This is a genomic window from Pseudomonas sp. G11-1 (genome assembly GCF_024031555.1).
Taxonomy (GTDB): domain Bacteria; phylum Pseudomonadota; class Gammaproteobacteria; order Pseudomonadales; family Pseudomonadaceae; genus Halopseudomonas; species Halopseudomonas bauzanensis.
This window is the reverse complement of the sequence record NZ_QEYQ01000001.1, coordinates 665,014-687,886: the sequence shown is the minus strand read 5'-3', so window position 1 is coordinate 687,886 and position 22,873 is coordinate 665,014. Positions and strand designations below refer to the sequence as shown.

The 22,873-nt window shown below is 61.9% G+C and carries 20 protein-coding genes and 1 pseudogene; 14 read left to right on the top strand and 7 right to left on the bottom strand.

The genetic code is table 11. The annotated features are described in order from the left end of the window. Positions 1 to 21: 21 nt before the first annotated feature. Together DHB74_RS03195 and dinB are read left to right on the top strand one after the other, a co-directional pair. Entirely contained in the window at positions 22 to 1,203 is a 1,182-nt protein-coding gene (locus DHB74_RS03195; protein WP_036988498.1) for a GGDEF domain-containing protein, read from the top strand. Between the two features lie 31 nt (positions 1,204 to 1,234). Further along, positions 1,235 to 2,293 (top strand): DNA polymerase IV, encoded by a 1,059-nt coding sequence (gene dinB, locus DHB74_RS03190; protein WP_036988499.1) that lies wholly within the window; start codon positions 1,235 to 1,237, stop codon positions 2,291 to 2,293. Here dinB and DHB74_RS03185 read toward each other — a convergent pair. After that, entirely contained in the window at positions 2,282 to 2,728 is a 447-nt protein-coding gene (locus DHB74_RS03185) for a hypothetical protein (RefSeq protein WP_036988500.1), read from the bottom strand. The two genes, dinB and DHB74_RS03185, sit on opposite strands and share 12 nt — an antisense overlap. Positions 2,729 to 2,866: 138 nt before the next feature. Here DHB74_RS03185 and DHB74_RS03180 point away from each other — a divergent pair, with 138 nt between their 5' ends. After that, positions 2,867 to 3,649, top strand: coding sequence for an SDR family oxidoreductase (locus DHB74_RS03180; protein ID WP_499160781.1), 783 nt, complete (start codon positions 2,867 to 2,869; stop codon positions 3,647 to 3,649). On the opposite strand, the gene DHB74_RS03175 is transcribed toward DHB74_RS03180, so the two are convergent. Both DHB74_RS03175 and DHB74_RS03170 read right to left on the bottom strand, forming a co-directional pair. After that, positions 3,634 to 4,116 (bottom strand): DUF2489 domain-containing protein, encoded by a 483-nt coding sequence (locus tag DHB74_RS03175; protein WP_280164619.1) that lies wholly within the window; start codon positions 4,114 to 4,116, stop codon positions 3,634 to 3,636. The genes DHB74_RS03180 and DHB74_RS03175 overlap by 16 nt on opposite strands. An 11-nt stretch (positions 4,117 to 4,127) precedes the next feature. Then, the gene (locus tag DHB74_RS03170; protein WP_036988504.1) at positions 4,128 to 4,604 is read right to left on the bottom strand and encodes an LEA/WHy family protein; all 477 of its coding nucleotides are present in this window, start codon (positions 4,602 to 4,604) and stop codon (positions 4,128 to 4,130) included. 98 nt (positions 4,605 to 4,702) lie between these two features. On the opposite strand from DHB74_RS03170, the gene DHB74_RS03165 reads away from it, so the two are divergent. After that, the gene (locus DHB74_RS03165) at positions 4,703 to 5,239 is read left to right on the top strand and encodes a hypothetical protein (RefSeq protein ID WP_280164618.1); all 537 of its coding nucleotides are present in this window, start codon (positions 4,703 to 4,705) and stop codon (positions 5,237 to 5,239) included. 13 nt (positions 5,240 to 5,252) lie between these two features. Here the strand turns inward: DHB74_RS03165 and DHB74_RS03160 are convergent, their stop codons facing one another. Beyond that, entirely contained in the window at positions 5,253 to 5,729 is a 477-nt protein-coding gene (locus DHB74_RS03160; RefSeq protein WP_280164617.1) for a YchJ family protein, read from the bottom strand. Positions 5,730 to 5,806: 77 nt separating this feature from the next. Here DHB74_RS03160 and dinG point away from each other — a divergent pair, with 77 nt between their 5' ends. The 3 genes from dinG to pdxH all read left to right on the top strand — a co-directional run bounded on the left by dinG (position 5,807) and on the right by pdxH (position 9,845). Then, positions 5,807 to 7,939 carry an ATP-dependent DNA helicase DinG gene (dinG, locus tag DHB74_RS03155; RefSeq protein WP_499160780.1) on the top strand — a complete coding sequence of 711 codons (2,133 nt, stop codon included), beginning with the start codon at positions 5,807 to 5,809 and terminating at the stop codon, positions 7,937 to 7,939. A 25-nt stretch (positions 7,940 to 7,964) separates the two neighbouring features. After that, positions 7,965 to 9,137, top strand: coding sequence for a serine hydrolase domain-containing protein (locus tag DHB74_RS03150; RefSeq protein ID WP_499160779.1), 1,173 nt, complete (start codon positions 7,965 to 7,967; stop codon positions 9,135 to 9,137). A 66-nt stretch (positions 9,138 to 9,203) separates the two neighbouring features. Next, positions 9,204 to 9,845, top strand: a complete 642-nt coding sequence (pdxH, locus tag DHB74_RS03145; protein WP_499160778.1) for a pyridoxamine 5'-phosphate oxidase — start codon at positions 9,204 to 9,206, stop codon at positions 9,843 to 9,845. 349 nt (positions 9,846 to 10,194) lie between these two features. On the opposite strand, the gene DHB74_RS03140 is transcribed toward pdxH, so the two are convergent. Beyond that, entirely contained in the window at positions 10,195 to 11,466 is a 1,272-nt protein-coding gene (locus tag DHB74_RS03140; protein WP_499160777.1) for a TIGR03862 family flavoprotein, read from the bottom strand. Positions 11,467 to 11,612: 146 nt separating this feature from the next. Here DHB74_RS03140 and tesB point away from each other — a divergent pair, with 146 nt between their 5' ends. From tesB to DHB74_RS03125, 3 genes are read left to right on the top strand one after another with little or no spacing between them, the layout of a single operon-like run. Further along, positions 11,613 to 12,476, top strand: a complete 864-nt coding sequence (gene tesB, locus DHB74_RS03135; protein ID WP_499160776.1) for an acyl-CoA thioesterase II — start codon at positions 11,613 to 11,615, stop codon at positions 12,474 to 12,476. A gap of 1 nt (position 12,477) precedes the next feature. After that, positions 12,478 to 13,077: an HAD family hydrolase gene (locus DHB74_RS03130; protein ID WP_280164614.1), complete on the top strand. Its 600-nt coding sequence runs from the start codon at positions 12,478 to 12,480 to the stop codon at positions 13,075 to 13,077. A 43-nt stretch (positions 13,078 to 13,120) separates the two neighbouring features. Then, on the top strand, positions 13,121 to 15,157 hold the full coding sequence (locus tag DHB74_RS03125; RefSeq protein WP_136868916.1) for an LTA synthase family protein: 2,037 nt from the start codon (positions 13,121 to 13,123) through the stop codon (positions 15,155 to 15,157). Positions 15,158 to 15,222: 65 nt separating this feature from the next. On the opposite strand, the gene nadC is transcribed toward DHB74_RS03125, so the two are convergent. Both nadC and DHB74_RS03115 read right to left on the bottom strand, forming a co-directional pair. Continuing rightward, positions 15,223 to 16,071 (bottom strand): carboxylating nicotinate-nucleotide diphosphorylase, encoded by an 849-nt coding sequence (gene nadC / locus DHB74_RS03120; RefSeq protein WP_499160775.1) that lies wholly within the window; start codon positions 16,069 to 16,071, stop codon positions 15,223 to 15,225. 146 nt (positions 16,072 to 16,217) lie between these two features. Continuing rightward, positions 16,218 to 17,585, bottom strand: a complete 1,368-nt coding sequence (locus DHB74_RS03115; protein ID WP_136868918.1) for an alanine/glycine:cation symporter family protein — start codon at positions 17,583 to 17,585, stop codon at positions 16,218 to 16,220. 189 nt (positions 17,586 to 17,774) lie between these two features. On the opposite strand from DHB74_RS03115, the gene DHB74_RS03110 reads away from it, so the two are divergent. From DHB74_RS03110 to DHB74_RS03095, 4 genes and pseudogenes are all read left to right on the top strand, one after another. Continuing rightward, positions 17,775 to 20,090 carry a DUF1631 domain-containing protein gene (locus DHB74_RS03110; protein ID WP_499160774.1) on the top strand — a complete coding sequence of 772 codons (2,316 nt, stop codon included), beginning with the start codon at positions 17,775 to 17,777 and terminating at the stop codon, positions 20,088 to 20,090. Between the two features lie 53 nt (positions 20,091 to 20,143). Continuing rightward, positions 20,144 to 20,722: a 1,6-anhydro-N-acetylmuramyl-L-alanine amidase AmpD gene (ampD, locus tag DHB74_RS03105; protein ID WP_280164610.1), complete on the top strand. Its 579-nt coding sequence runs from the start codon at positions 20,144 to 20,146 to the stop codon at positions 20,720 to 20,722. Then, positions 20,719 to 21,546 carry a regulatory signaling modulator protein AmpE gene (ampE, locus tag DHB74_RS03100; protein ID WP_499160773.1) on the top strand — a complete coding sequence of 276 codons (828 nt, stop codon included), beginning with the start codon at positions 20,719 to 20,721 and terminating at the stop codon, positions 21,544 to 21,546. The genes ampD and ampE overlap by 4 nt, the downstream gene beginning before the upstream one ends. A gap of 111 nt (positions 21,547 to 21,657) precedes the next feature. Beyond that, positions 21,658 to 22,857, top strand: a pseudogene (locus DHB74_RS03095) (HAMP domain-containing protein); the annotation flags it as partial. Positions 22,858 to 22,873: the final 16 nt, after the last annotated feature.

Genomic DNA, 22,873 nt, shown 5'->3' with positions numbered 1-22,873 from the left:
TGAAAGAATAAAGGGATGTCTATGAACGATTCCATTAAGCCTTACCAGATTTCTGCATTCTCGGCGGAATTCACCGATCCGTCGGAAGAGCAGGCCTTTCGAGCTTATATCCGGCCCTTGGCGGCGCGCAGTTTGCGGGTAGCGCTGATTGTCTGGGGTAGCTTGCTGCTGTTATTTGTCGGGCAGGATTGGCTAAGCCTCGGCTGGTCTGATGATTTCGTGACGTTGCTGGTCTGCCGAGTGCTGCAAGCCGGCATGTTGTTCATCTTTGTCTTCATGCTGGGCCGCAAGCCGCAGTTGGTTTCCAGCGGGCGTGTGGTTACCGTGCTGGAGATTACCGGTTTCTTTTTATTCATGCCGGTGTACTTTCTGCTGCCGGAGGTGGCCGCTTTTACCATCGGCGTCATCGGCCTGATGTTGCTGTCGATGTTCCTGTTCGTACCCAACCGCCTGCTGCTGACTTTACTGGCTGCTGTGACTGGCGTGGTGCTGACGCTCAGCTGCATGGCCTGGAACGGGCGCAGTGTGGACATTCTCTTTGGCGCGTTCTTTATTCTGATGTTACCCGTGGCCACCGGCTATTTCGGCGCGCAACAGTTGCAGATGGTACAGCGCCGGCAGTATGCGATGTTCAATCAGGCGAAGGAGGCCAACCTCGCGCTGGAGGAGGAAGTGGAGCGCCGCAAGTTGCTGGAGCAGGAACTCAAGCGCCAGGCGACGACAGATCCACTGACCGGGCTGTTCAATCGCCGCCAGTATGAAATGCTGTTTCGCCGCGAGCGTGAGCGGTGTCGGCGTCAGGGTACGGCCATCTGCGTGGCCATGGTCGATCTGGATTATTTCAAGGCGTTGAATGATGAACTGGGCCATGACTGTGGCGATATGGCGCTGAAGCATGTTGCCACGCTGTTCACCAACCAGCTCCGGGAAGGGGATGTGGTGGGGCGTTTCGGCGGAGAGGAGTTCATCATTCTGCTGCCGGATACGGGGCCGGCGGAGGCTGAGCGGGTCATCGAGCGGCTCAGGCAGACGCTGGAAAATACGCCGGTGAGTTTGCAGGGTGAGCCGCGGCGGCTCACAGCGACCTTTTCCATTTCGGCGGTGCTGGATGATGAGACGGACATCAGCGAGACGCTGCGCCGGGTGGATAGAGGATTGTATCGGGGCAAGCGTGCCGGGCGTAATCGGGTGGTGATGGTCTGATGTACAATGTCCGGCAAACCCGGCCGGACGGATTACCTTGCGCAAGATCATCCACATCGACTGCGATTGCTTCTACGCGGCCATAGAGATGCGTGATGACCCGCGCCTGCGCAACCGGCCCCTGGCGGTCGGCGGCGATCCGGGCAAGCGCGGGGTCATCGCCACCTGCAATTACGAGGCGCGCGCTTATGGCGTGCACTCGGCCATGGCCTCGGCCTATGCAAAGAAGCTCTGCCCGGATCTGCTGATCGTGCCCGGTCGGATGCAGGTCTATAAAGAGGTTTCCGTGGCCATTCAGGCCATTTTTCATGAATACACGCCGCTGGTGCAGCCGCTGTCGCTGGACGAGGCGTTTCTCGATGTGACCGATTCGTCGGCATGCCAGGGCAGTGCGACCCTGATCGCCCGGCAAATTCGCCAACGGGTCCAGGACAGTCAGGGCATTACCGTCTCCGCCGGCGTGGCGCCGAACAAGTTTCTGGCCAAGATCGCCAGTGACTGGAACAAGCCCGATGGCCTGAAAGTCATTTTGCCCGAGGAGGTGGATGACTTTGTACTGGCGCTGCCGGTAAACCAGCTGCATGGGGTGGGCAAGGTAACGGCGGCACGTCTGCACAAGCTCGGTGTGGATACCTGCGGTGAGCTGCGCCAATGGCGCAAACAGGATCTGGCCCGTCAGTTCGGCAGTTTTGGTGAGCGTCTGTGGGAGCTGGCGCGGGGCATTGATAACCGCCCGGTAGTGGTGGAGCGGGTGCGGCAATCGGTGAGTGTGGAGAATACCTATGAACACGACCTGCCGGATTTGCAGTCATGCCTCGGTGCCCTGCCACCGCTACTGGACAAGTTGGCCCAGCGCCTGGGACGGCTGGACGGTGGCTATCGGGTGAGCAAACCCTTCATCAAGCTCAAGTTCCACGATTTCACCCAGACCACCCTGGAACAGGCCGGGGCGCCAATCACGCCCCAGGGGTTCGCCGATCTTTGCAGCCAGGCCTTTGCCCGGGGTGGTCGGCCGGTGCGGCTGATCGGCGTTGGTGTACGGCTGGATAATGCCCACAGCCCGCTGGGTGAGCAGTTGCTACTGTTCTGAACGGGCAGCCTTGCTGCACTGCGGGCACAGATGGTTGTCGTCCCGAGGCGTCCAGCCAAGTTCGCTGATCCGCTGCACCGCCTTGCGGGTGCGCTGGGGCAGGTCATCTTTCTCCGCGGCGAGAAATTCGAACGCCTGCTCCTTGCTGCACTCATCACACTTGATCGACCAGCCCAACACCATCTGGCCACGCAGGTCCGGACCGTTGGCGGTGGCGGTCCACTGCCCGGCCGGGTTGATCAGATAACGCACCTTGCCCACCACCAGGGGCAGTGGCAGGTCCTTGCTCCCCTTGACCGTGCAGATCAGCGTATCACCCGGCTGGATGCCACCGCCCTGGCCGGTGACCTGATACAGTCCGCCGGCCAGCGTGCGGCATTCGATCAGAGTGTGGGAGGGGTTGAGCGCAGTGCGCCGGAAGTCGTGTTCAGCCATGGAAGCTCCGTTTTCAAGAGGGCACATGATAACACCGGTGCAGGGTGACATATCACTGAGCTCACTGATGGTCTGTCTCAGCCGTGGCGGGCGCTATGATCACTGGCCTGACTGGCGATTAAAACAAGAGGATTCATCATGAGTGTAATGCAGTTGTTCGATCTGACCGGCAAGGTTGCCCTGATCACTGGCGGAACCAAGGGCCTGGGTTTGCAAATGGCCGAGGCGCTGGGCGAGCAGGGAGCGAAGATTTTCCTCAACGCGCGTAACCCCGCCGAGGTTGAAGAGGTGGTGGCGCAATTGAATGCACGGGGCATCGAGGCCGGCGGCATCGCCTGTGACCTGGGCAAGCCCGAGGGTAACCCGGTTGCTACCCTGGTCGGCGCGGCCGAGGCGCGCTTTGGCACTGTGGATATCCTGATCAACAATGCCGGCACCACCTGGGGTCAACCTGCCGCCGAGCACAGCTATGCCGGTTGGCAGAAGGTGATGGGCCTGAACGTGGACGTCTGCTTTTTGATGGCCCAGGAAGTGGCGCGCCGGTTCATGATTCCCCAGCGCTCGGGCAAGATCATCAACATCGCCTCGATCGCCGGTCTCAAGGGCAATGGCCCCAATACCGGTGTGTTCACCGTCGCGTACAACACCAGCAAGGCCGCAGCCATCAACCTGACGCGGGCGCTGGCAGGCGAGTGGGGTGCCCATGGTATCCACGTCAATGCCATCTGCCCGGGCTACTTCCCCACCAAACTGGCGAAGGGGCTGGATCACGTATCCGAGACGATCATCCGCAACACGCCTTTGGGGCGCGTTGGCGGTGAGGATGATATCAAGGGGCTGGCGCTGTTCTTCGCCAGTGACGCCTCGCGCCACGTGACCGGCCAGGCGGTGGCAGTGGACGGCGGTTATTCGGCCGTCTGATCCTTGCCGGCTGCGCCTGACGTAGCCGGGCGCACACCGCTGCTCAGCACCCTGGCGACCTGTACCACTTCGCTGCGGTGCTGGGCTTCCAGGGTTTCCATCTGCCGTTCGTGCAGCCGGCGCTGGGCCTTGGGCAGTTCCGTCCACGCTTGATGAGTGGGGATATGCGCGGTGGCATCGTAGATGGTCTCGAACACCTGTAGATCCACATCGGCCCGCCGCTGCCCGCTGTAATTATCCAGCAGGACCTTGATGCGGATCGCACCCTCGATCAGCGGCAACTGACCACTGAGCAGACTTTGCGCCAATATCCTGATGTCGCCCTCCAGCCGGGTATTGCGTTCCTGCTCCTGCTTGGCCAGGCGCTGCTGATTGCGCCACACCCGGCGCCAGAGGATCACGGCATACAGCGCCAGGGCGAAGATGGTGATCAGGCCGAGAATGATCAGCCAGTCATTGATTGTCATGGGACGAGACCTTAAAAACTCATGTCTGAAGGGTTAATGGTACCTTCTTCCCGCAGGGTCAGCTTGGGCGAGAGGAACAGTCCGGTGCTGATGTGCCCTTCGATCCGGTAATCGATCGGTTTCTGGTGCTCCACCAGCTTCAGCAGGTCACTCAGATGGCGCCAGATATTCGAACGCACCGTCACATCGAAATATTCCGTGCCGTAGGCCGGTACGTCGAAAGCCCGGTCGGTCACCCCGGTGGCCAGGCGCATATTGTTCAGATAGACCTGATAGTGCATGCCACGCACTGGCAGGTTGCGGTCGTTGGGGTTATCCACGCGCAGCCGCAGGCGGAAGGATTGCTCCCAGAGATTGGATTTGAGCATCTCTACATTGGCCAGGTGGACTTCCGGTTCGGTATAGGAGCGATCGAAGACGGCGCAGCCATTGAGGCTGAACAAACCGGTCAGCAGTACCGTCAGCATCAAACCATATGAACGAATCATCAAATGGAACCCCCTCCGTTTTAACCGCATGCCATTATTTGAAAAGTTATCGGCGTTCGGCAGATACTAACCCCTAATCTAGGCAAGGGAGTGACAAGATGGCAGTTTTCGAGGTGGTTTTCCATGGTCAGGTGCGTGCGGATGTCGCGCCTGAACAGGCTCGGGCGCGTATCGGTCAGCTGTTTCAGGTAGGTGACCGGCAACTGGAGATGCTGTTCTCGGGGCGCCGGATCGTCATCAAGCAGGGGTTGGATCAGGCCGCTGCGGAGAAATACCGCCAAGCCATCGAGCGGGCGGGTGCGCTCTGTGATATCTGCCCCATGGCAGATAGTCCGGCCGAGCCGTCGTCCGCCGCAACGCCCCCACCGGTTGCTTCACCCCAACGGCAACAGCGGGCTGCGGTTCAACCGCGGGATGAATACATGGCAGCGTTCAAGGATGTCGATGCGCCGGATCTGCCAATCGCGCCTCTGGGTGCGGATATGCAGGACAGCTACGCTGACCCCGCGCCGCCGGATCTCGACCTGTCCGCCCTGAGCCTGGCGCCGCCCGGCAGTGATCTGGAGCAGGTGAGGGCGCCGCCGCCTCCGGCTGCACCGGACACCGGCCATCTGCGCCTGGCCGACGAAGGCTGAGCCAGCGGCGGAATCAGTAACGACAGCACTGCTTGAATTTGCGACCTGAGCCGCAGGGGCAGGGATCGTTGCGGCCGATATCCAGCGAATGATTGGGGTCAATGAAATACCAACGCTCGCCGAGCTTGCAGAAATCCGAACATTCCTGGTGACTGTGCTGACTGCCATCAGGGTCGGCCCAGCGGGCAGTGAAGGTGACCTGTGCGCGGTTGGCGGTGGGCTCGGAATCTTCCTGCTCGACGCTCAGGCCCAGCCAGTGGCTGTTGCGACTCCACTCGGTCATGGCCTGGCGCTCCAGCCGCGATTGCTGGGCGGGTAGGGTAGTGGCGACCAGGTAGTCGATCAATCCCAGCGCATAAGCGCTGTAGCGCGAACGCATCAGCCGTCCGGCGGTTGCCGCTGGCTGGCCCTGGTGCAACGGCTGACAGCATTCGGCATAGGCTTTGCCGTCACCGCAGGGGCAGGCGGTCATGGTTGAACTCTGTGGCATTTTTCGTCACCTGTCTGGTCTGCCGGGCTGATAATCGCCGCAAGATGGTATCATCCGCGCTCTGCTTCGGAGACCCCATGCTCAACGATGATCTCAAAGGCCAGATCCAGACGGCCTACCGCACCTTCCTCGAAAACAAGTCGCTCAAGCCGCGTTATGGCCAACGGGTGATGATTGCCGAGGTGGCGAAGTTGTTCGGCGGCGTCGCGCTGGACGACGAGGGGCATCGCGATGGCGAACCAGCCGTGGCGGTGGTGGAAGCGGGCACCGGTACCGGCAAGACGGTGGCCTATTGTCTGGCTGGAATTCCCATCGCCAAGCACCTGGGCAAGCCGCTGGTCATCTCCACCGCCACGGTGGCGCTGCAGGAGCAGATCGTGCTCAAGGATCTGCCGGATATCCAGCGCAACGCCGGGCTGAACTTTCATTTCGCGCTGGCCAAGGGCCGTGGGCGCTATGTCTGCCTGTCCAAGCTGGATCAGCTGCTGCAGGATAACCAATCGCTGGCCGCCCAGCAGCAGGGCTTTGCGGAGGAAGGTTTCCGCATCGACGTGGATGAGGCCGGGCTCAAGCTGTACACCCGCATGGTCGAGGCGCTGGGCACCAACAAATGGGATGGCGAGCGCGACTCCTGGCCCGAGGCGCTGGAGGACCAGGACTGGTCGCGGCTGACCACTGACCATATCCAGTGCACCAACCGCCGCTGCGGTCATTTCAACCAATGCGTGTTCTACAAGGCCCGCGAGGGCATCCAGAAGATCGATGTGATCGTCACCAATCACGATCTGGTGTTGGCCGACCTGGCGCTGGGGGGCGGAGCGATCCTGCCGGACCCGCGTGAATGTCTCTATATATTCGATGAAGGCCACCACTTGCCGGACAAGGCCATAGCCCACTTCGCCCATCACACGCGCATGGCAGCCACTGCCGACTGGCTGGATCAGTTGGACAAGAACCTGAGCAAGTTGCTGGCGCAGCATCCGCTGCCGGGTGATTTTGGCCGGCTGCTGGAGCAGGTGCCGCAGCAGGCGCGCGAACTCAAGCCGCATCAGCAATTCATGAGCCAGGCGCTGGGCGAAGTGGCGGACTTTGCCAGCGCCGAAGACTTTTCCGGCCAGGTGCGGCCGCAGCATCGCTTTGAACATGGCGTGGTACCCGAGCATCTGCGCGAAATGTCGCTGGAGCTCAAGGCTGGCTTCGGGCGTATCAGTGATCTGTTGCAGCGCATGGTCGACACGCTCAAGGAGGCCATGGATGGTGAGGTGGTAGGCGTGCACCAGACCCAGGCCGAGGAATGGTATCCGCTGTTCGGCGCATTGCAGGCGCGGGCCGAGGGCAACTGGACGCTGTGGACCCAGTTCAGCCTGGTAGATCCGGAAGACAAGCCGCCGACCGCGCGCTGGCTGACCCTGACCGAGCAGAACGATCTGGAAGTCCACGTCAGCCCGATCCTGGCCGCTGACACCCTGCGCCAGTATCTCTGGCACAGCGCCTTCGCCGCGCTGGTCACCTCGGCCACCATCACCGCCCTCGGCCGCTTCGACCGTTACAGTCATCGCGCCGGTTTGCCGAAGAGCGCGGTATGCACCCTGGCGCCGAGCCCGTTCCGGTATGCCGAAAGCGGTGTGCTGCGGGTACCGAACCATGGTGCCGACCCGCGGGACAACGCCGGCCACAGCGCGTCGATCATCGAACATCTACCGACCATGCTGGAGCACGAGCGCGGCAGCCTGGTGCTGTTTTCCTCCCGCCGGCAGATGCTGGAGGTATATGCCGGCCTGCCGGCGGACTTCCGCGAGCGTGTGCTGGTGCAGGGTGATCTGTCCAAGCAGGAGCTGATTCGCCAGCACCGCGGCCGGATCGACAAGGGCGAGCAGAGTGTCATCTTCGGTCTGGCCAGCTTCGCCGAAGGCGTCGACCTGCCCGGCAAGTACTGCGAGCATGTGGTGATCGCCAAGATTCCCTTCGCGGTGCCGGATGATCCGGTCGAGGCGGCGTTGTCGGAATGGATCGAGCGCAACGGCGGTAATCCCTTCATGGAAATTGCCGTGCCCGATGCCAGCCTGCGATTGATCCAGGCCTGCGGCCGGCTGCTGCGTACCGAACAGGATACCGGCACGGTGACGCTGCTGGATCGGCGCCTGGTCACCCAGCGCTACGGCAAGGCAATCCTCAATGCATTACCCCCGTTCCGCCGGAAAATCGACTGATTCAGACAACAAGAAGAGAGCACGCATGACCCAGGTCCAAGGTTATTTTGATCCCCGCTTTGAATCCGTACGTGAGCTGTTCGCCCAGCAGCAGGCCGACCCGCAGGCGCGGGGCTCGGCGCTGTGCGTCACTGTCGGTGGTGACACCGTGCTGGACCTCTGGCAGGGCGTGATGGACAAGGACAACAGCCGGGTCTGGGAGCAGGACACGCTGATCAATGTGTTTTCCTGCACTAAGCCACTGGGCGCGGTGGCGCTGCTGCAGCAGGTCGAGGCCGGGCGCATCAGCCTGGATGACCGGGTGGCGGATATCTGGCCGGAATTTGCCCAGGCCGGCAAGGCGCAGATAACCCTGCGCCAATTGCTCAGCCATCGGGCTGGCCTCTCCGCCATCAGCGCGCCGCTGGAACCCGAGGCGCTGTTCGACTGGCAGGCGATGACCGATGCGGTCGCGGCCCAGGAGCCCTGGTGGACGCCCGGCGAGATGCACGGCTATGCCCCCCTGACCTATGCCTGGTTGATCGGCGAGCCCCTGCGCCGGCTGACCGCACAGATGCCCGGTGATTATCTGCGCGAGCATATCTGCGGTCCGCTGGGCATGGACTTCCATGTCGGCGTGGCCGACCAGGACCTGTCGCGTATTGCCCATGTTTCCCGGTTGCGCAATCAGCACGGTGATCAGTATGCCCGTGATCTGTTTGCCGCCATGGGGGATCCGCAGGGGCTGGCCTGGAAAGCCTTCGGCAACCCGACCAGTCTGCAGACCAGTACCAACAAGCCGGCATGGCAACAGGCCCAGATCCTGTCCGCCAATGGTACCGGCAACGCCCGCTCACTGGCGCGGTTCTGGCAAGTGCTGGCCCACGGCGGCAGCCTGGACGGTGTGCATGTGCTTGATGCGGAACTGGTTGCGTTGCTGCGCCGGGAACACAGTGTCGGCATGGATCGCACCCTGCGTTGCCCGACTCGCTTTGGCCTCGGTGTCATGCTGGAGCAGGAGTGGCAGGGCGGCAGTTTCGGCATGGGCGCCAATGCCTTCGGTCACCCGGGCGCCGGTGGCGCGCTGGGGTTTGCCGATCCGGATACCCAGGTCGGTTTTGGCTATGTCACCAATACCATGGGGCCCTACGTGCTGACCGATCCGCGGGCCGGCGAGCTGAGCCGGGCGGTGTATCGCTGCCTGCGTGAGCAGGATTGAGCTAGGTCAATGGTCGTTGCCCGGCCGCGGTGCTAGGCTAGCCTTATCATTTCCAGGAGTACGTGAATGAAGCTCAGCATTGCCGATATGCGCCGCAACTACACCCGGGACGGGCTGCTGGAAAGCCAGGCACCGGCAGATCCCTTTGCCTTGTTCGGCACCTGGTTCAGCCAGGCGGTGGAGGTGGAGTCCACTGAGCCGAACGCCATGATGCTGGCCACGGTGGATGCCGAGGGGCAACCGCACCTGCGTACCTTGCTGCTCAAGGGCTTCGATGAGCGTGGGTTTGTGTTCTATACCAATTACCAGAGTGCCAAGGGGCAGCAGTTGCTGGCTCACCCCAAGGCGGCCATGACCTTCTGGTGGCCGGACCTGGAACGGCAGGTGCGCATTGAGGGTGCGGTCGAGGTAGTGACGGATGAGGAATCCGATATCTATTATCACAGCCGGCCGTTGGGCAGTCGCCTGGGCGCCTGGACCTCGCCGCAAAGCCAGGTAATCAGCGGACGCGAGGTGCTGGAGCAGCGGCTTGCCGAGGTAGAAGCACAATACGCCGCCGCGCCACCGCCGCGCCCACCGCACTGGGGCGGCTTTCGCGTGGTGCCGCAGATGATCGAATTCTGGCAGGGGCGGCCGAGTCGCTTGCATGATCGGCTGCGCTTTTGCCGGGATGGGGATGATTGGCGACGGGAGCGGTTGGCGCCCTGATTCTTCCTGCCGCTCCGTTGGTCGAGCTGGTGCTCGACCATCCCAGGGGCCATGTGTCCGAGCTACCAGCCTCAACCAAACTCGCTTCCGGGATTGTCGAGCACCAGCTCGACAGCTTTTCCCTGCAAGTCACTCCGCCGCCGCCGGGTTTCATCGCGGCCAGCGTAGTGACAGGCGTTACCGTTGGTTGAGCTGGTGCTCGACCGGGTCGCGATCGACCCTCCCAGGGGCCATCTGCCCGGACTACAGTCTCAACGAAACTCGCTTCTGGGATTGTCGAGCACCAGCTCGACAGCTTTCCCTGCAAGTCACTCCGCCACCGCCGGGTTTCATCGCGGCCAGCGCAGTGTCAGACGTTACCGTTGGACGAGGCAGAACGCGACGCTCCCAGCCACTCGATTACCCCTTCCGCCGCCACCAGCCCACTGGCAAAACACGCGGTGAGCAGGTAACCGCCAGTGGGAGCTTCCCAGTCGAGCATTTCGCCGGCACAGAATATGCCCGGCAGACTCTTCAGCATCAAGCGCTCATCCAGCGCCTGGGCGCTAACGCCGCCGGCGCTGCTGATGGCTTCGTCCAGCGGCCGGGTGCCGGTCAGTCGAACGGGCAAAGCCTTGATGCCGGTGGCCAGGCGCTGTGGATCGGCCAATTGCTCCTTGCCCAGGCACTCATGCAACAACGCGGTTTTCAACGGGTCGAGTCCAGCGCGCTTGCGCAGCACCGCCGCCAGGCTCTGCCCTTTGCGCGGCTGGGCCAGCAGGCTGGCCAACTGCGACTGGCTGCGGTCGGGAGCAAGATCGAGCTGTAGTTCAGCCTGACCCTGATGTTCGATAAGCCCCCGCAGCTCGGCCGACAAGGCATAGATCAGGCTGCCTTCCAGGCCATCCTCGGTCACTATGCATTCGCCGCGGCGTTCATGGGATTGGCCATCGACAGCAACCACGCGAGCGATAACCTGTTTCAGCGGCTGGCCGGCAAAGCGCTGGCGCAGATGGTCGCTCCAGATCGTGATGAATCCGCAATTGGCCGGGCGCAGATCGCGCACCTCGACGCCCCGTTCGCTCAACCAAGGCACCCAGGCGCCGTCCGAACCCAGGCGTGCCCAGCTGCCACCTCCCAGGGCCAGCACCACGGCATCGGCCGTTATCGGTAGCGGGCCTTCCGGCGTATCGAACAGCAGCTGTTGCTGGGCATCCCAACCCAGCCAGCGGTGGCGTGGGTGCAGGGTGACGCCAGACTCGCGCAAGCGTTTGAGCCAGGCGCGCAGCAGCGGAGCGGCCTTCATATCGGCGGGAAACACCCGGCCGGAGGAGCCGATGAAGGTATTGATACCCAGCCCGTGAATCCACTCGCGCAGGGCCGGGCCATCCAGTCGTCGCAACCACTCGCCGACCCAGGAGGCAGCCGTGCGGTAGCGGCCGACGAACGGCTCGGCGGGTTCGGAATGGGTGATATTCATACCGCCGATACCGGCCAGCAGAAATTTGCGGCCCACCGACGGCATGGCGTCGTAAACTCGCACAGTTAGTCCGGCTTGAGCCAGACGCTCGGCGGCCATCAGTCCGGCCGGGCCGCCACCGATGACCGCGACGACGGGAGTGGAGGGCGAAGTAGGGAGCATGCTGAATTCCGCGCTGAAAATCCGCGAAGTTTAGCGCGAAATATCGGGTTCCGAGCAAAAGGCTGTAACAATTGCCCGCTCAGGTTTAAAATCCTCAGCCTTTTGGTGCGTCGTTCTGTCGCCGGGTCACACGTTGAGGAGTCCCTATGAGCCAATTGCTGGATAATCTGGTCAGTTTGCTGGCGTTGGAGAAAATCGAGGAAAACCTGTTCCGCGGCCGGAGCGAAGATCTGGGCTTCCGTCAGCTGTTCGGTGGACAGGTATTGGGCCAGGCACTGTCGGCGGCCAGCCAGACGGTCGACCCGGCGCGCAAGGTGCATTCGGTGCACGGCTATTTTCTGCGCCCCGGCGACGCCAGCATGCCGATCGTCTATCAGGTCGAGATGCCGCGCGACGGTGGCAGTTTCACCACCCGTACGGTCAGTGCCATCCAGAAGGGGCGAGCGATCTTCACGTTGATGGCTTCCTTCCATGGCGATGAGCGGGGCGTATCGCATCAGTCGCCAATGCCGGAGGTGCCGGGTCCGGAAGGCTTGAAGAGCGAGCTGGAAATCTGCCTGGAGAACCAGCACCTGCTGCCTGACGCAGTGCGTGACAGTGTACTTTGCCCCAAGCCCATCGAAATTCGTCGGATCAACGGCTATAACCCCTTCAAACCGAAGGCCTCTGAGCCCCAGCAGTACATCTGGTTCCGTGCCGATGGGCAACTGCCGGATGACGATCACCTGCATCGCTATCTCTTTGCCTACGCGTCGGATTTCAATCTGCTGAGCACCGCTGCCTTGCCCCACGGCATCTCGACCTGGTCGCCGCACATGCAGGTCGCCAGCCTGGACCACGCGGTCTGGTTCCACCGTCCGCTGCGCATGGATGACTGGCTGCTGTATGCCATGGACAGCCCCTCTGCCGATGGCGCCCGGGGTTTCTCCCGTGGCCTGGTCTATAACCGCGCCGGTGAACTGGTGGCGTCGGTGGCCCAGGAATCGCTGATGCGCGATCGGCGCGGCTGATATGCAGCAAATACGCGGCTGGATCTTCGATCTCGACGGCACCCTGACGGTCGCTCAGCATGACTTTCCGGCGATTCGCCGAGAGCTGGGCATTCCCGCCGACGAGGACATCCTCACTCACCTCGGGCGCCTGCCCATTGCCGAGCGTCAGCGCCTGAACGATCAGCTCGACGCCATCGAGCTGCGCCTGGCTGCCGATGTAGCGCCGGCACCCGGCGCGGCCGAATTGGTCCGCGCACTGCATGCCGGCGGCCAGCGCCTGGGTATTCTCACGCGCAACCTGCGTAGCGTGGCGATGGCATCGCTGGAGCGTATCGGGGTGCTCGGCTGTTTTACCCCCGAGCACATTATCGGGCGTGGCGAAGCGCCACCGAAACCGGCGCCGGATGGCATTCATCGACTGCTGGCCGACTGGCAGTTGAGCGAGGCCGAGGCGGTGATGGTTGGCGACTTCCGCTTCGATCTGGAGGCGGGCCGGGCGGCCGGCTGTCGGACTTGTCTGGTGTTTCCCGAAAACGCCTGGCCGGAGATGACGGACCTGCACGTGCCCGACTGCCAATCGCTGTTGGCCCGGTTACGGGCCATGGATTACCTGACATGAGTGGTCGTGGCCACCAACCCAACATCTTCAAAGGAGTATCCCTATGAGCTGGCTGCAATCCCGACGCCTGCATTATTTCCTGGGCGGGGTAGCCATTCTGTTCGGGCTGCTGGTCGCGCTGCGGATGGTGTTTCTGTTCGGCTTTTCTTCGGTTACCGGTGGCGAGAGTCACCCCTGGGCATTGGTGCTCGAAACCCTCGGTGTTGGTGTCCGCTTCGATCTGCGGCTGGCCGTGCTGCTGATGTTGCCGGCCATGCTGCTGGCCTGGCTGCCCCGCTGGAACAGTGTGCGTAGCGGGTTGCTGCGCGGCGTCAGCCGGATCTGGTTCCTGCTGGCGCTGGCCGTGGTGCTGCTGATGTACTTCATCGACTTCGGCCACTACGCCTACCTCGGCGTACGACTGAATGCTTCGGCACTGAAGTTTCTCGGTGATGTGCAGATCTCCCAGCAGATGCTCTGGGAGAGCTACCCGGTGGTCTGGATCACCCTCGGCTGGCTGGCTCTGCTGGGGTTGTCGGTATTTGCGTTGTTTCGTCTGGAACGCGTCACTTTCGATCGGCAGGTGCGGCCCATCGGGCTCTGGGCGCGTGTCTGGGGCAGTGCGGCGATGGTAGTGGTGGTGTTTTTCGTACTCATCGGCCGCACCAGCAACGTCAACCTGGAGAACCCCGTTCCGCTGCGCTGGAACGATGCCTTCTTTGCCGGTGATAGCCAGTTGGGCGCGCTGGGTCTCAACCCGGTGCTGTTTTTCTATGACACCTTGAAGGTGCCGCAGGAGCGCTACGACGAGGCGCAGGTGGGCGAGTATTATCCCCAGGTCAGCGCTTATCTGGGTGTTGATACGCCCGATGCCGAGCAGCTGGATTTCTCTCGTCGTGTACCGGTGCAGCCACACCGGCTGGCCGGCGCGGCTCCGAATATCGTTTTCATCATGCTGGAGTCCCTGGGCACTACCGCGGTGGGCGCCTATGGCAACCCGTTGAACCCGACGCCGAACCTGGATCGTCTGGCCGAACAGAGCTGGTTCTTCCAGCACTTCTACGTGCCGGTGACTGGCACGGCGAAAACCGTCTGGGCGAGCATCTCCGGTGTGCCCGATGTGTCACGCTCGGAAACCGCTACCCGCAACCCGTTGATCACCAACCAGCACACTCTGATCAACGAATTGCAGGACTATCACAAGCTGTACACCATTGGCGGCAACTCCGGCTGGGCCAATATGAACGCCCTGGTGCGTCAGAGCATCGATGGCATCAAGCTCTACGAAGAAGGCTACTGGCAGTCGAAGAACGTCGATGTCTGGGGTATCTCCGATCTTGATCTGTTCAAGGAGACCGACCAGCTGTTGCGTGACCTGCCGCAGGACAAACCCTTCTTTGCCTATATCCAGACCGCAGGCAACCATCGCCCGTTTACCATTCCCAAGGAAAATGATGGCTTCGAGGCCATCGATCGGTCGCTGGAAGAGGTGCAGGCGGCGGGCTCGCGCAGTGTCGAGCAATACAATGCGGTACGGCTGCTGGATTTCAATATTGGCCGCTTCATGGAGATGGCCAAGGCGAGCGGTTACTACGACAACACCATCTTCGTGATGTTTGGTGATCACAATACGCGCATTGCCAATATCGACTACATGAAGCCGGCCTTTGACCAGTTGGGGCTGGAGAGCAACAACGTGCCGCTGTTGATTCATGCGCCCGCGCTGCTGGGCGCGCGGAAGTTCGATGAGGCGGTCGGGTTGACCGATCTGCTGCCGACCATGGCCGGGCTGCTGGGTATCGAATACGAGACCCGTAGCATGGGGCGCGACCTGTTGACCACGCCGCCGGAAGGGGAACGAGTCGTGCCGCTGGTGCTGCGTGAGGGTACCTTCCCGCTGATCGGCGCGGTTACCAAGGACTTTCTGCTGCAGATGAATCATGACGGCAGCGAGCCGAGCCTGCATGACCTGCATTCGGACACGCCGCTGGACAACGTTGCCGAGCAGTATCCCGAGGAATATCAGCGTTTGCTGCCACTGACCCGCGGCCTGCATGAAGCGGCGCGCTATATGCTTTACGACAACGTTCGGGAGCAGTAGGGCAGAAGCGCGTACCGAGAAGCTGCCAGCCTGTATCGAGCACCAGCTCGACACAGGCTGGCAGGTCACATGCTCAGGCGCATGGACAGGTCCACTGCCTTGACGTCCTTGGTCAGGCTGCCGATGGAGATGTAATCGACCCCGGTCTCGGCGACGGCGCGCAGAGTGCTTTCGTTGATGCCGCCGGAGGCTTCGAGCTTGGCCTTGCCGGCAGTGATTTGCACCGCAGTGCGCATATCGTCGTTGCTCAGTTCGTCGAGCATGATGATATCGGCGCCGGCTTCCAGCGCCTGGCGCAGCTCATCCAGACTTTCCACTTCGACTTCCACCGGCTTGCCGGGACTGATGACGCGGGCCTGGGCCACGGCGGCGTTGATCCCGCCGCACGCGGCGATGTGGTTTTCCTTGATCAGGAAAGCATCGAACAGACCGATGCGGTGATTGTGGCAACCGCCACAGGTGACCGCATATTTCTGTGCCAGGCGAAGGCCGGGCAGGGTCTTGCGGGTATCCAGCAGCTTGACGCCGGTGCCTTCCACCAGATCAGCGAAATGCTGACTGCGGGTCGCCGTGGCGGACAGCGTCTGGATGAAGTTCAGTGCACAGCGCTCGCCCGTCAGCAGGCCACGGGCTGGACCGCTCATTCTGCAGAAGGGTTGATTGGGGATTAACCGGTCGCCATCGGCGGCCAGCCACTCGATCTTGATCTGTGGATCTACCTGCCGGAATACCTCATCAGCCCAGGCCGTACCGCAGAGAATCGCCGGCTCGCGGGAGATGATGGTTGCCTGTGCCTGCCGATCCGCTGGTATCAGGGCTGCAGTGATATCGCCATCGCCGACATCCTCGGCAAGGGCGCGGCGCACTTGATCCTGAATGGAGGATTGCAGACTGTCCAGGGTGATATTCGGCATGGGTTGCTCCGCTGAGGATCGGATGGAAACCCCGAAGTATACCCGATAGAGGCTCTTCTCGAATTGTCCGAAACGCTGAGCCGAGGGAAGTTGCGCCCGCCCCGGCAGTGGATGACTACCGGGGCGGGCGTCTTGGTTAACGCTGCTTAGTCAGCATCGCGCACTGTGCTGGGCTGACTGAAGTAGGTCCGTGTGAGCTTGAACACGACCGGGCTCAGCAGCAGCAGGGCGATCAGGTTGGGAATGGCCATCATCGCATTGAGCGTATCGGCGACCAGCCACAGGGCGCCCAGGTTGATCATCGGCAACGTGCCCAGTGGGACGGCGATGATCCAGACGATACGAAACGGCATGATCGCCCGCTCGCCGAACAGGAACTGGGTACATTTCTCGCTGTAGAAGCTCCAGCCCAGAATGGTCGTGAAGGCGAAGGTAGCCAACCCGATGCTGACAATATATTCGCCCCAGCCGGGCAGACCCTGGTTGAATGCATGCACCGACAGGGATGCGCCGTTCTCACCGCTCTGCCAGGCGCCGGTGATGATAATTACCAGGCCGGTGATGGTGCAGATGATGATAGTGTCGATGAAGGTGCCGAGCATGGCTACGGTACCCTGACGGATCGGATTGTTGGTCTTGGCAGTGGCGTGGGCGATCGGCGCACTGCCCAGGCCGGCCTCGTTGGAGAACACGCCGCGGGCCACACCAAAGCGTATGGCGGCCCAGACCGTGGCGCCGGCGAAGCCGCCAGCCGCAGAAGCCGGGTTGAACGCGTGATGCAGAATCAGCCCGAACGCCGCAGGAATTTCTGCTGCGTTGATGATCAGGATGATCAGGCCGCCGCCGACGTAGAAGAGCGCCATCAGCGGCACCAGCTTGCCTGCCACCTCACCGATACGCTTGATACCGCCGATCAGAACCAGTGCCACCAGTACGCCGATCACCACCCCGGTGACCACCGGATTGATGTTGAAGGTGCTCTGCATGGCATCGGCTACGGAGTTGGACTGGATGGTGTTGCCGATGCCGAAGCCGGCAAGCATGCCGAAGATGGCGAACAGCACGCCTAACCATTTCCAGTTCTTGCCCAGGCCATTGCGAATGTAGTACATCGGGCCGCCGACATAGTTGCCGAACGCATCCTTCTCGCGAAAGTGTACTGCCAACACCGCTTCGCTGAACTTGGTGGCCATGCCGATCAGGGCAATCAACCACATCCAGAACAGAGCGCCAGGCCCACCGAAGAAGATAGCGGTGGCGACACCGGCGATGTTACCGGTACCCACGGTTGCCGAGAGCGCTGTCATCAACGCGTTGAAAGGGCTGAGATCACCGTCTGCCTTGGTGTCTTTACGACCGCGCCAGAGCATGTTGAAGCCGTAGGCCAACTTGCGCTGGGGAATGAGTTTCAGGCCCAGCGCCAGATAGATCCCCGTGCCGGCAAGTAACGCCAGCATGAAGGGCCCCCACACCACCCCGTTGATTGCATTGATCACATCGATCAGATTATCCATCTGCTTCTCCATGTTTTGCCGATTGGTTTTTATTTTCTGTTTCCTTGTATTGCAAAACTGTGAGGTCTAGCAAGGAAAAAGGTTACGGAAGCTGCCGGATTGCCTAAATTATGTATACTTGCAGTAATTTGACGCCAGAAACTCGTCAGAGACGGGTTTAAACGACGGAACGATTCCCGGAGAGTTGGCATGTCCCAGGATTACAAGGTAGTTTCACTTGCCTCTGCTGCCGCTGGCAGGCAACGAGCCGAGTTCGAGCGCGGCGGCCTATTGCCGGCTCCCCTGGCTGCAGTGCGGGATCGTGCGCTGACCTTTCTGCGGGTCGGCCTGAGTGAACTCTTCGATAATGCTGACGATACGCTGTTCGAGAAGGCCGACCGGGCCAGCAGCAACGCTGACCAGAGCCTGTTTTTCGATGCCATGCGCCTGCTGCGATTGCAGCGCCATGCCATCGAGAAAAGCTGCTGTGATGGCTTGGAACGGCAATTCGCCTCACTGCAGAGCGGCCGCTCCAGCGCCCCCCAGAATGGCCAACCCTTCGATGTGGATACCCTCAGCCTGGTCCAGCCGGATGAGCTCGAGCAAACGGTCGCCCTGGATGGCATGGTAGGCCGGGTCAATGCGCGCAATCAGTTGCCGCTGGCCCATCTGGCTCTGCGCCTCGGCAGCCTGGTTGGGCGCCCGGTGGATGGAGCGGACAATCCGCTGGCTCCCAGTTGCCTGGTGCAATTGTTTTCCGACAGCTGCGCGCCGCTGGGTCTGGATATCAAGGTACGCCTGATCATTCTCAAGATGTTCGAGCGGCACGTATTCAACTCTATTGATTCGCTGTACCTCGATGCGAACGGGCTATTGAAGAACGCCGGTATTCTCCCTGATCTGAAGCAGGACGGCCTGCCGATGCGCCCGCGAGGGCCCGCAGCAGCAGGGCGGACATCTGCTGGTACTGCTGGCACCTCAGAGGCCGCCGATCCCCAGGTGCTGACCCTGTTCAGCGAACTGATCAGCAGCTGGCGCCATGCCAGTGGTGATGTTGCCCTGAGTGCGCTGGGCGCGCCGTCGGCGCCACCGGTGCGCAGCGACGAACTGCTCGGCATGCTCAACAGCTTTGCCGACCGACAGCATGCCGGACCCAACACGACGCTCCACGATCTGCGCGGGCATATCAATCGCCAACTCAGCGAGCAGCTCCGGCAGACCGGAGAAGTACGCAAGCTCGACCGGGTGGATGATGACGTCATCAGCCTGGTGTCGATGTTGTTCGACTTCGTGCTGGATGATGCGCAACTGCCGGCGGCGCTGAAAGCCTTGATTGCCCGTATGCAGTTGCCCATCCTGCGCGTTGCCATTGCCGACAAGAGTCTGTTCAATCGCGCCTCTCACCCGGCCCGGCGTCTACTCAACGAACTGGCACGGGCAACCATGGGTTGGAGCGATCACGATGATCTGCGACGTGACCAACTGCACAGTTTGCTGGAACGCATGGTCGACCGGCTGCTCGGGGAGCAGCAGGCCGACACCGCCTTCTTCGAACAGATGCATGAAGAGCTGGCCGGCTTCGTGCGCATCGAACAACGTCGCGCTGAACGTCTGGAGCAGCGTACCCGGGATGCCGAAGAAGGGCGGGCCCGGGTTGATGCGGCGCGCCATCAGACGGCGCAAGTACTCAATACGCTGTTGCTGGGGCGGACCTTGCCGGTATTCGCCGTGGACCTGCTGCGCGATACCTGGAGTCAGGTCTTGCAGATGGTTTATCTGCGTGAAGGCGGTAATTCGACTGCCTGGCGCGAGGCGGTCGATACCGCCGAGCGGCTGGTGCAGAGCGTTGAGCCACCGGCGGCGGCCGAACTGGCGCAACGTCCGGAGTTCAATGTCAGCGTTTGCCGAGCTCTGTGCGACGGTCTGCGCCTGATCGGTGAGGAGCATCCGCAAGATCTACCCAGCATGGCGCAGTTGCAAGCGTTGCAGGGCAGCGTACTGCAGCGTGCAGCCCGCGCCCAGGCAACTCGACTGCCTTCGGGGGAGCGCGCGGCGGATGAAGATGCCATGGCCGCCGAAGTAGTGCAGGAGCCCGCAGCGCCCTACCAGGCGGCTGCCGAGGCATTGCCGGATGACGGCATACCGGTGCTGACCGAGACAGTGCTGGTGGATGAGACGTTGTTGCCCATGCCCGCCAGTGATGAACAGGTTGAGCTGGTGGATGATCTGCCGGGCGCCGCTGCCATCAGTTGGGTGGAAAGCCTGCATGCGGGCAGCTGGTTCGAACTGGCCGCGGTCGCTGAGCAGCCTGCTCAGCGGTGCAAGCTGGCGGCAATCATCAGCTTCAGCGGCAAGTACATCTTCATCAACCGGGCCGGCATGAAGGTTGCGGAATTCACCAACGCAGCGCTGGCGCATCATTACGAGCGCCAACAGATCCGCCTGCTCGCCGATGACCAGCTGTTTGACCGGGCATTGGAGTCGGTCATCGGCAATCTGCGCCAACTGCGTACCCGCAGGGATTGACTCCCGCCCTACAGCAGCCCCTATCATAGTGGTTTTGCTGTCAGGGTGGATTCATGCAGATTGACACGGCCAGTGGTTGGCTCAGGGGGATTCGGCATTGTCCATCGGCGCACTTCAATGCGCGCCCCGAGGGAGTCGACATTTCACTACTGGTGATCCACAACATCAGTCTGCCGCCGGGCCAGTTCGGTACCGGCTGTGTCCAACAGTTTTTCTCCGGTACCCTTGACCGTCAGGCTCATCCCTATTTTGCCGAGATCGCCGAGCTGCGGGTATCGGCGCACTTTCTCATCGAGCGCGACGGCGCCGTGACCCAGTTCGTTTCCTGTAGGGACCGGGCTTGGCATGCCGGTCAATCATGCTTCGATGGCCGCGAAAACTGCAACGATTTCTCCCTCGGTATCGAGCTGGAAGGCACCGATGATGAGCCTTTTGCCGAGGCCCAGTACGCCAGCCTGATAGCGCTTACCCGTGTCCTGCAGCAGGCTTTTCCCCGCATCACCCGTACGCGGATTACCGGCCATGAACACATCGCTCCGGGGCGCAAGACCGACCCGGGTCCCTGCTTCGATTGGCCCCATTATCTTGATCAATTGACTGATACCGCACCGACGGATGAGGGTTGCACATGACATTTCTGGTACTGCTGTTGGTGGCGTTGATTCTGCTCTGGACGCCTTGGCGCATCGGTTATCCGAAGGAAGTGCTCGCACCCTGGGTGAACTGGGCAGGCCGCCGCGGGCGCGATTGGCTGGCGCTGCTGGCGATATTCTCTTTGCTGGTGCCCCTGGGGCTGCTGCTGTGGGGCGTACAGAGCCTGTTCTATGGACTGCTGACGCTGATTCTGCATGTTGCCCTGCTGCTGCTGTGCGTTGGCCGGCACGACCCGCTGGGGCGCATGATCCAAGACTGCCATGCGGCATGGCAGCGGGGTGACCACGCTGCGGCGGGGCTGATTGCCGAGCAGCAGCTCGGTGTGGTGCCTGCCGATGAGACCGAAACACTGCCCGTGGCGGTGCAAGGCCGGCTGGTGGCCGTGACGCTGCAAGATTATTTCGTGCCGGCCTTCTGGTATCTGCTGCTCGGCCCGCTGGGTGCGGTGGCCTGGCGGCTGTTGTGGTTGGCCGCGCAACGGCCGACACTGCCTGCCGCCCGTCCCGCTGCCATGCTTGCCCATGCACTGGAGTGGATACCAGCCCGTCTGCTTGGGCTCAGTCTGGCGTTGGTCGGCCATTTTGAGGTCACCCTGCGTACGCTGCGTGACCTGGCGGGCGACTGGGACCTGCCGGGTGGCGAACTGGCCTCCCGCTGCGCCAGGGCGGCGTTGAGCGGGAGCAAGGTTGAGCTGGTGGCCGCGGAGCAGCAGAACGATATTCTCATCGAGACCCGTCAGTTGATGACCCGCGCCTTGCTCACCTGGGCCGTGATCATTGCCTTCTTGTCGATGCTGAGCTGAATACCTGCCGCTAAAGAAAAAATCCATTGTGCCGATAGGGAAGGGACATGCTGCCCCGCCAGTGTCGCGGGCTGGCAATAAAAAATAAGTGAGCCGACGCAAGGAGCCGTGATGCAGCACGGAGCTGGAGCGCAATCGGACAAGGAGAATAATGTGAACACCCTACTGGCACCCGCCATGGCCCTGATGAATCGTCTCGGCTATGCGATGAAATTCTGTCTGATCAGCGCCCTGTGTTTCGTGCCATTGATTGTGGTCAGCGGGATGCTGGTGAACCAGGCGTGGGACCGGGTACAAGTCTCTCATCACGCGCTGGATTCCATGGAATTACTGGAACGGGTTTCCGGGCTGCTGGTCGATGCCGAGAATCTGCGTGGTCTCGATATCATTGCCTTTCATCTGGGTGCCGGCGAACACGGGGAGGAGCTGGAACGGCGCAGCAGCGAGGCATTGCAACGCCTGGTCAGCGGCCTGGAGAACCTGCCACTGAACGCAGCCGACCCCGACGCGGCTGAGCTGATCGGCAAGCGTGACGAGTTGCTGGCCGAATACCGCAGGATCGATGGCGCCTCGCTGCGCAACCGTGGGCAGATGTCGACCCAGGCCCATGTGGGGATGGTGACGCTGCTGAACTTCAGCGCGGCGTACAGCGGGTTGGCTCATGATTATGAGCGCAACGTACGTCAATTGACCGATCTTCTGGTCGAACACGCCCCGCAGATCACCTCGGTATTGGGGTTCGGTCGTGCGACGGGCGCCTACTCCATGGGCCTGGGCTACCTGAATTCCGATGCCAGCCGGGACATGGACCGCCTGTTGGAGGAAACCCAGCGCCTGGGTGTCAACTACAGCCAGGCGCAGTCCTTTTTGCAGCAGCCGGAGCTGGAGTCGCTACGGGCCGCGGCGCAGTCCAGCAATGCGTCGCTGGAACGGGCACAGGCGATCTTCGAAGACGAGATCATCCTTGCCGCCACCTATAACGATACCTGGGATGGGTATTTCCAGCGGATGAGCACCGAGATGGGCCACACCCACGCCTTCAGCCGCGAAATCCTGCAGTTTCTCAAGCAGGGGCTGGCCGAACGCCTGAGCCATGGCAACCGGGCGATGCTGATACTGGTGGTGGCGCTGGCGGTTATCCTGGTGCTGATCATCTGGCTGTATCTGGGCTTCTACATGGCGACCCGACGTACTATCCAGACGCTGTCTGACACCATGGCGAAGGTGGCGGTCGGTGACATGACGGCGCGGGTAACCCTGTCCAGCCGTGACGAGCTGGGCAAGCTGGCGGGAGAATTCAACGGCAGCATCGAGCGCATCCAGGGGC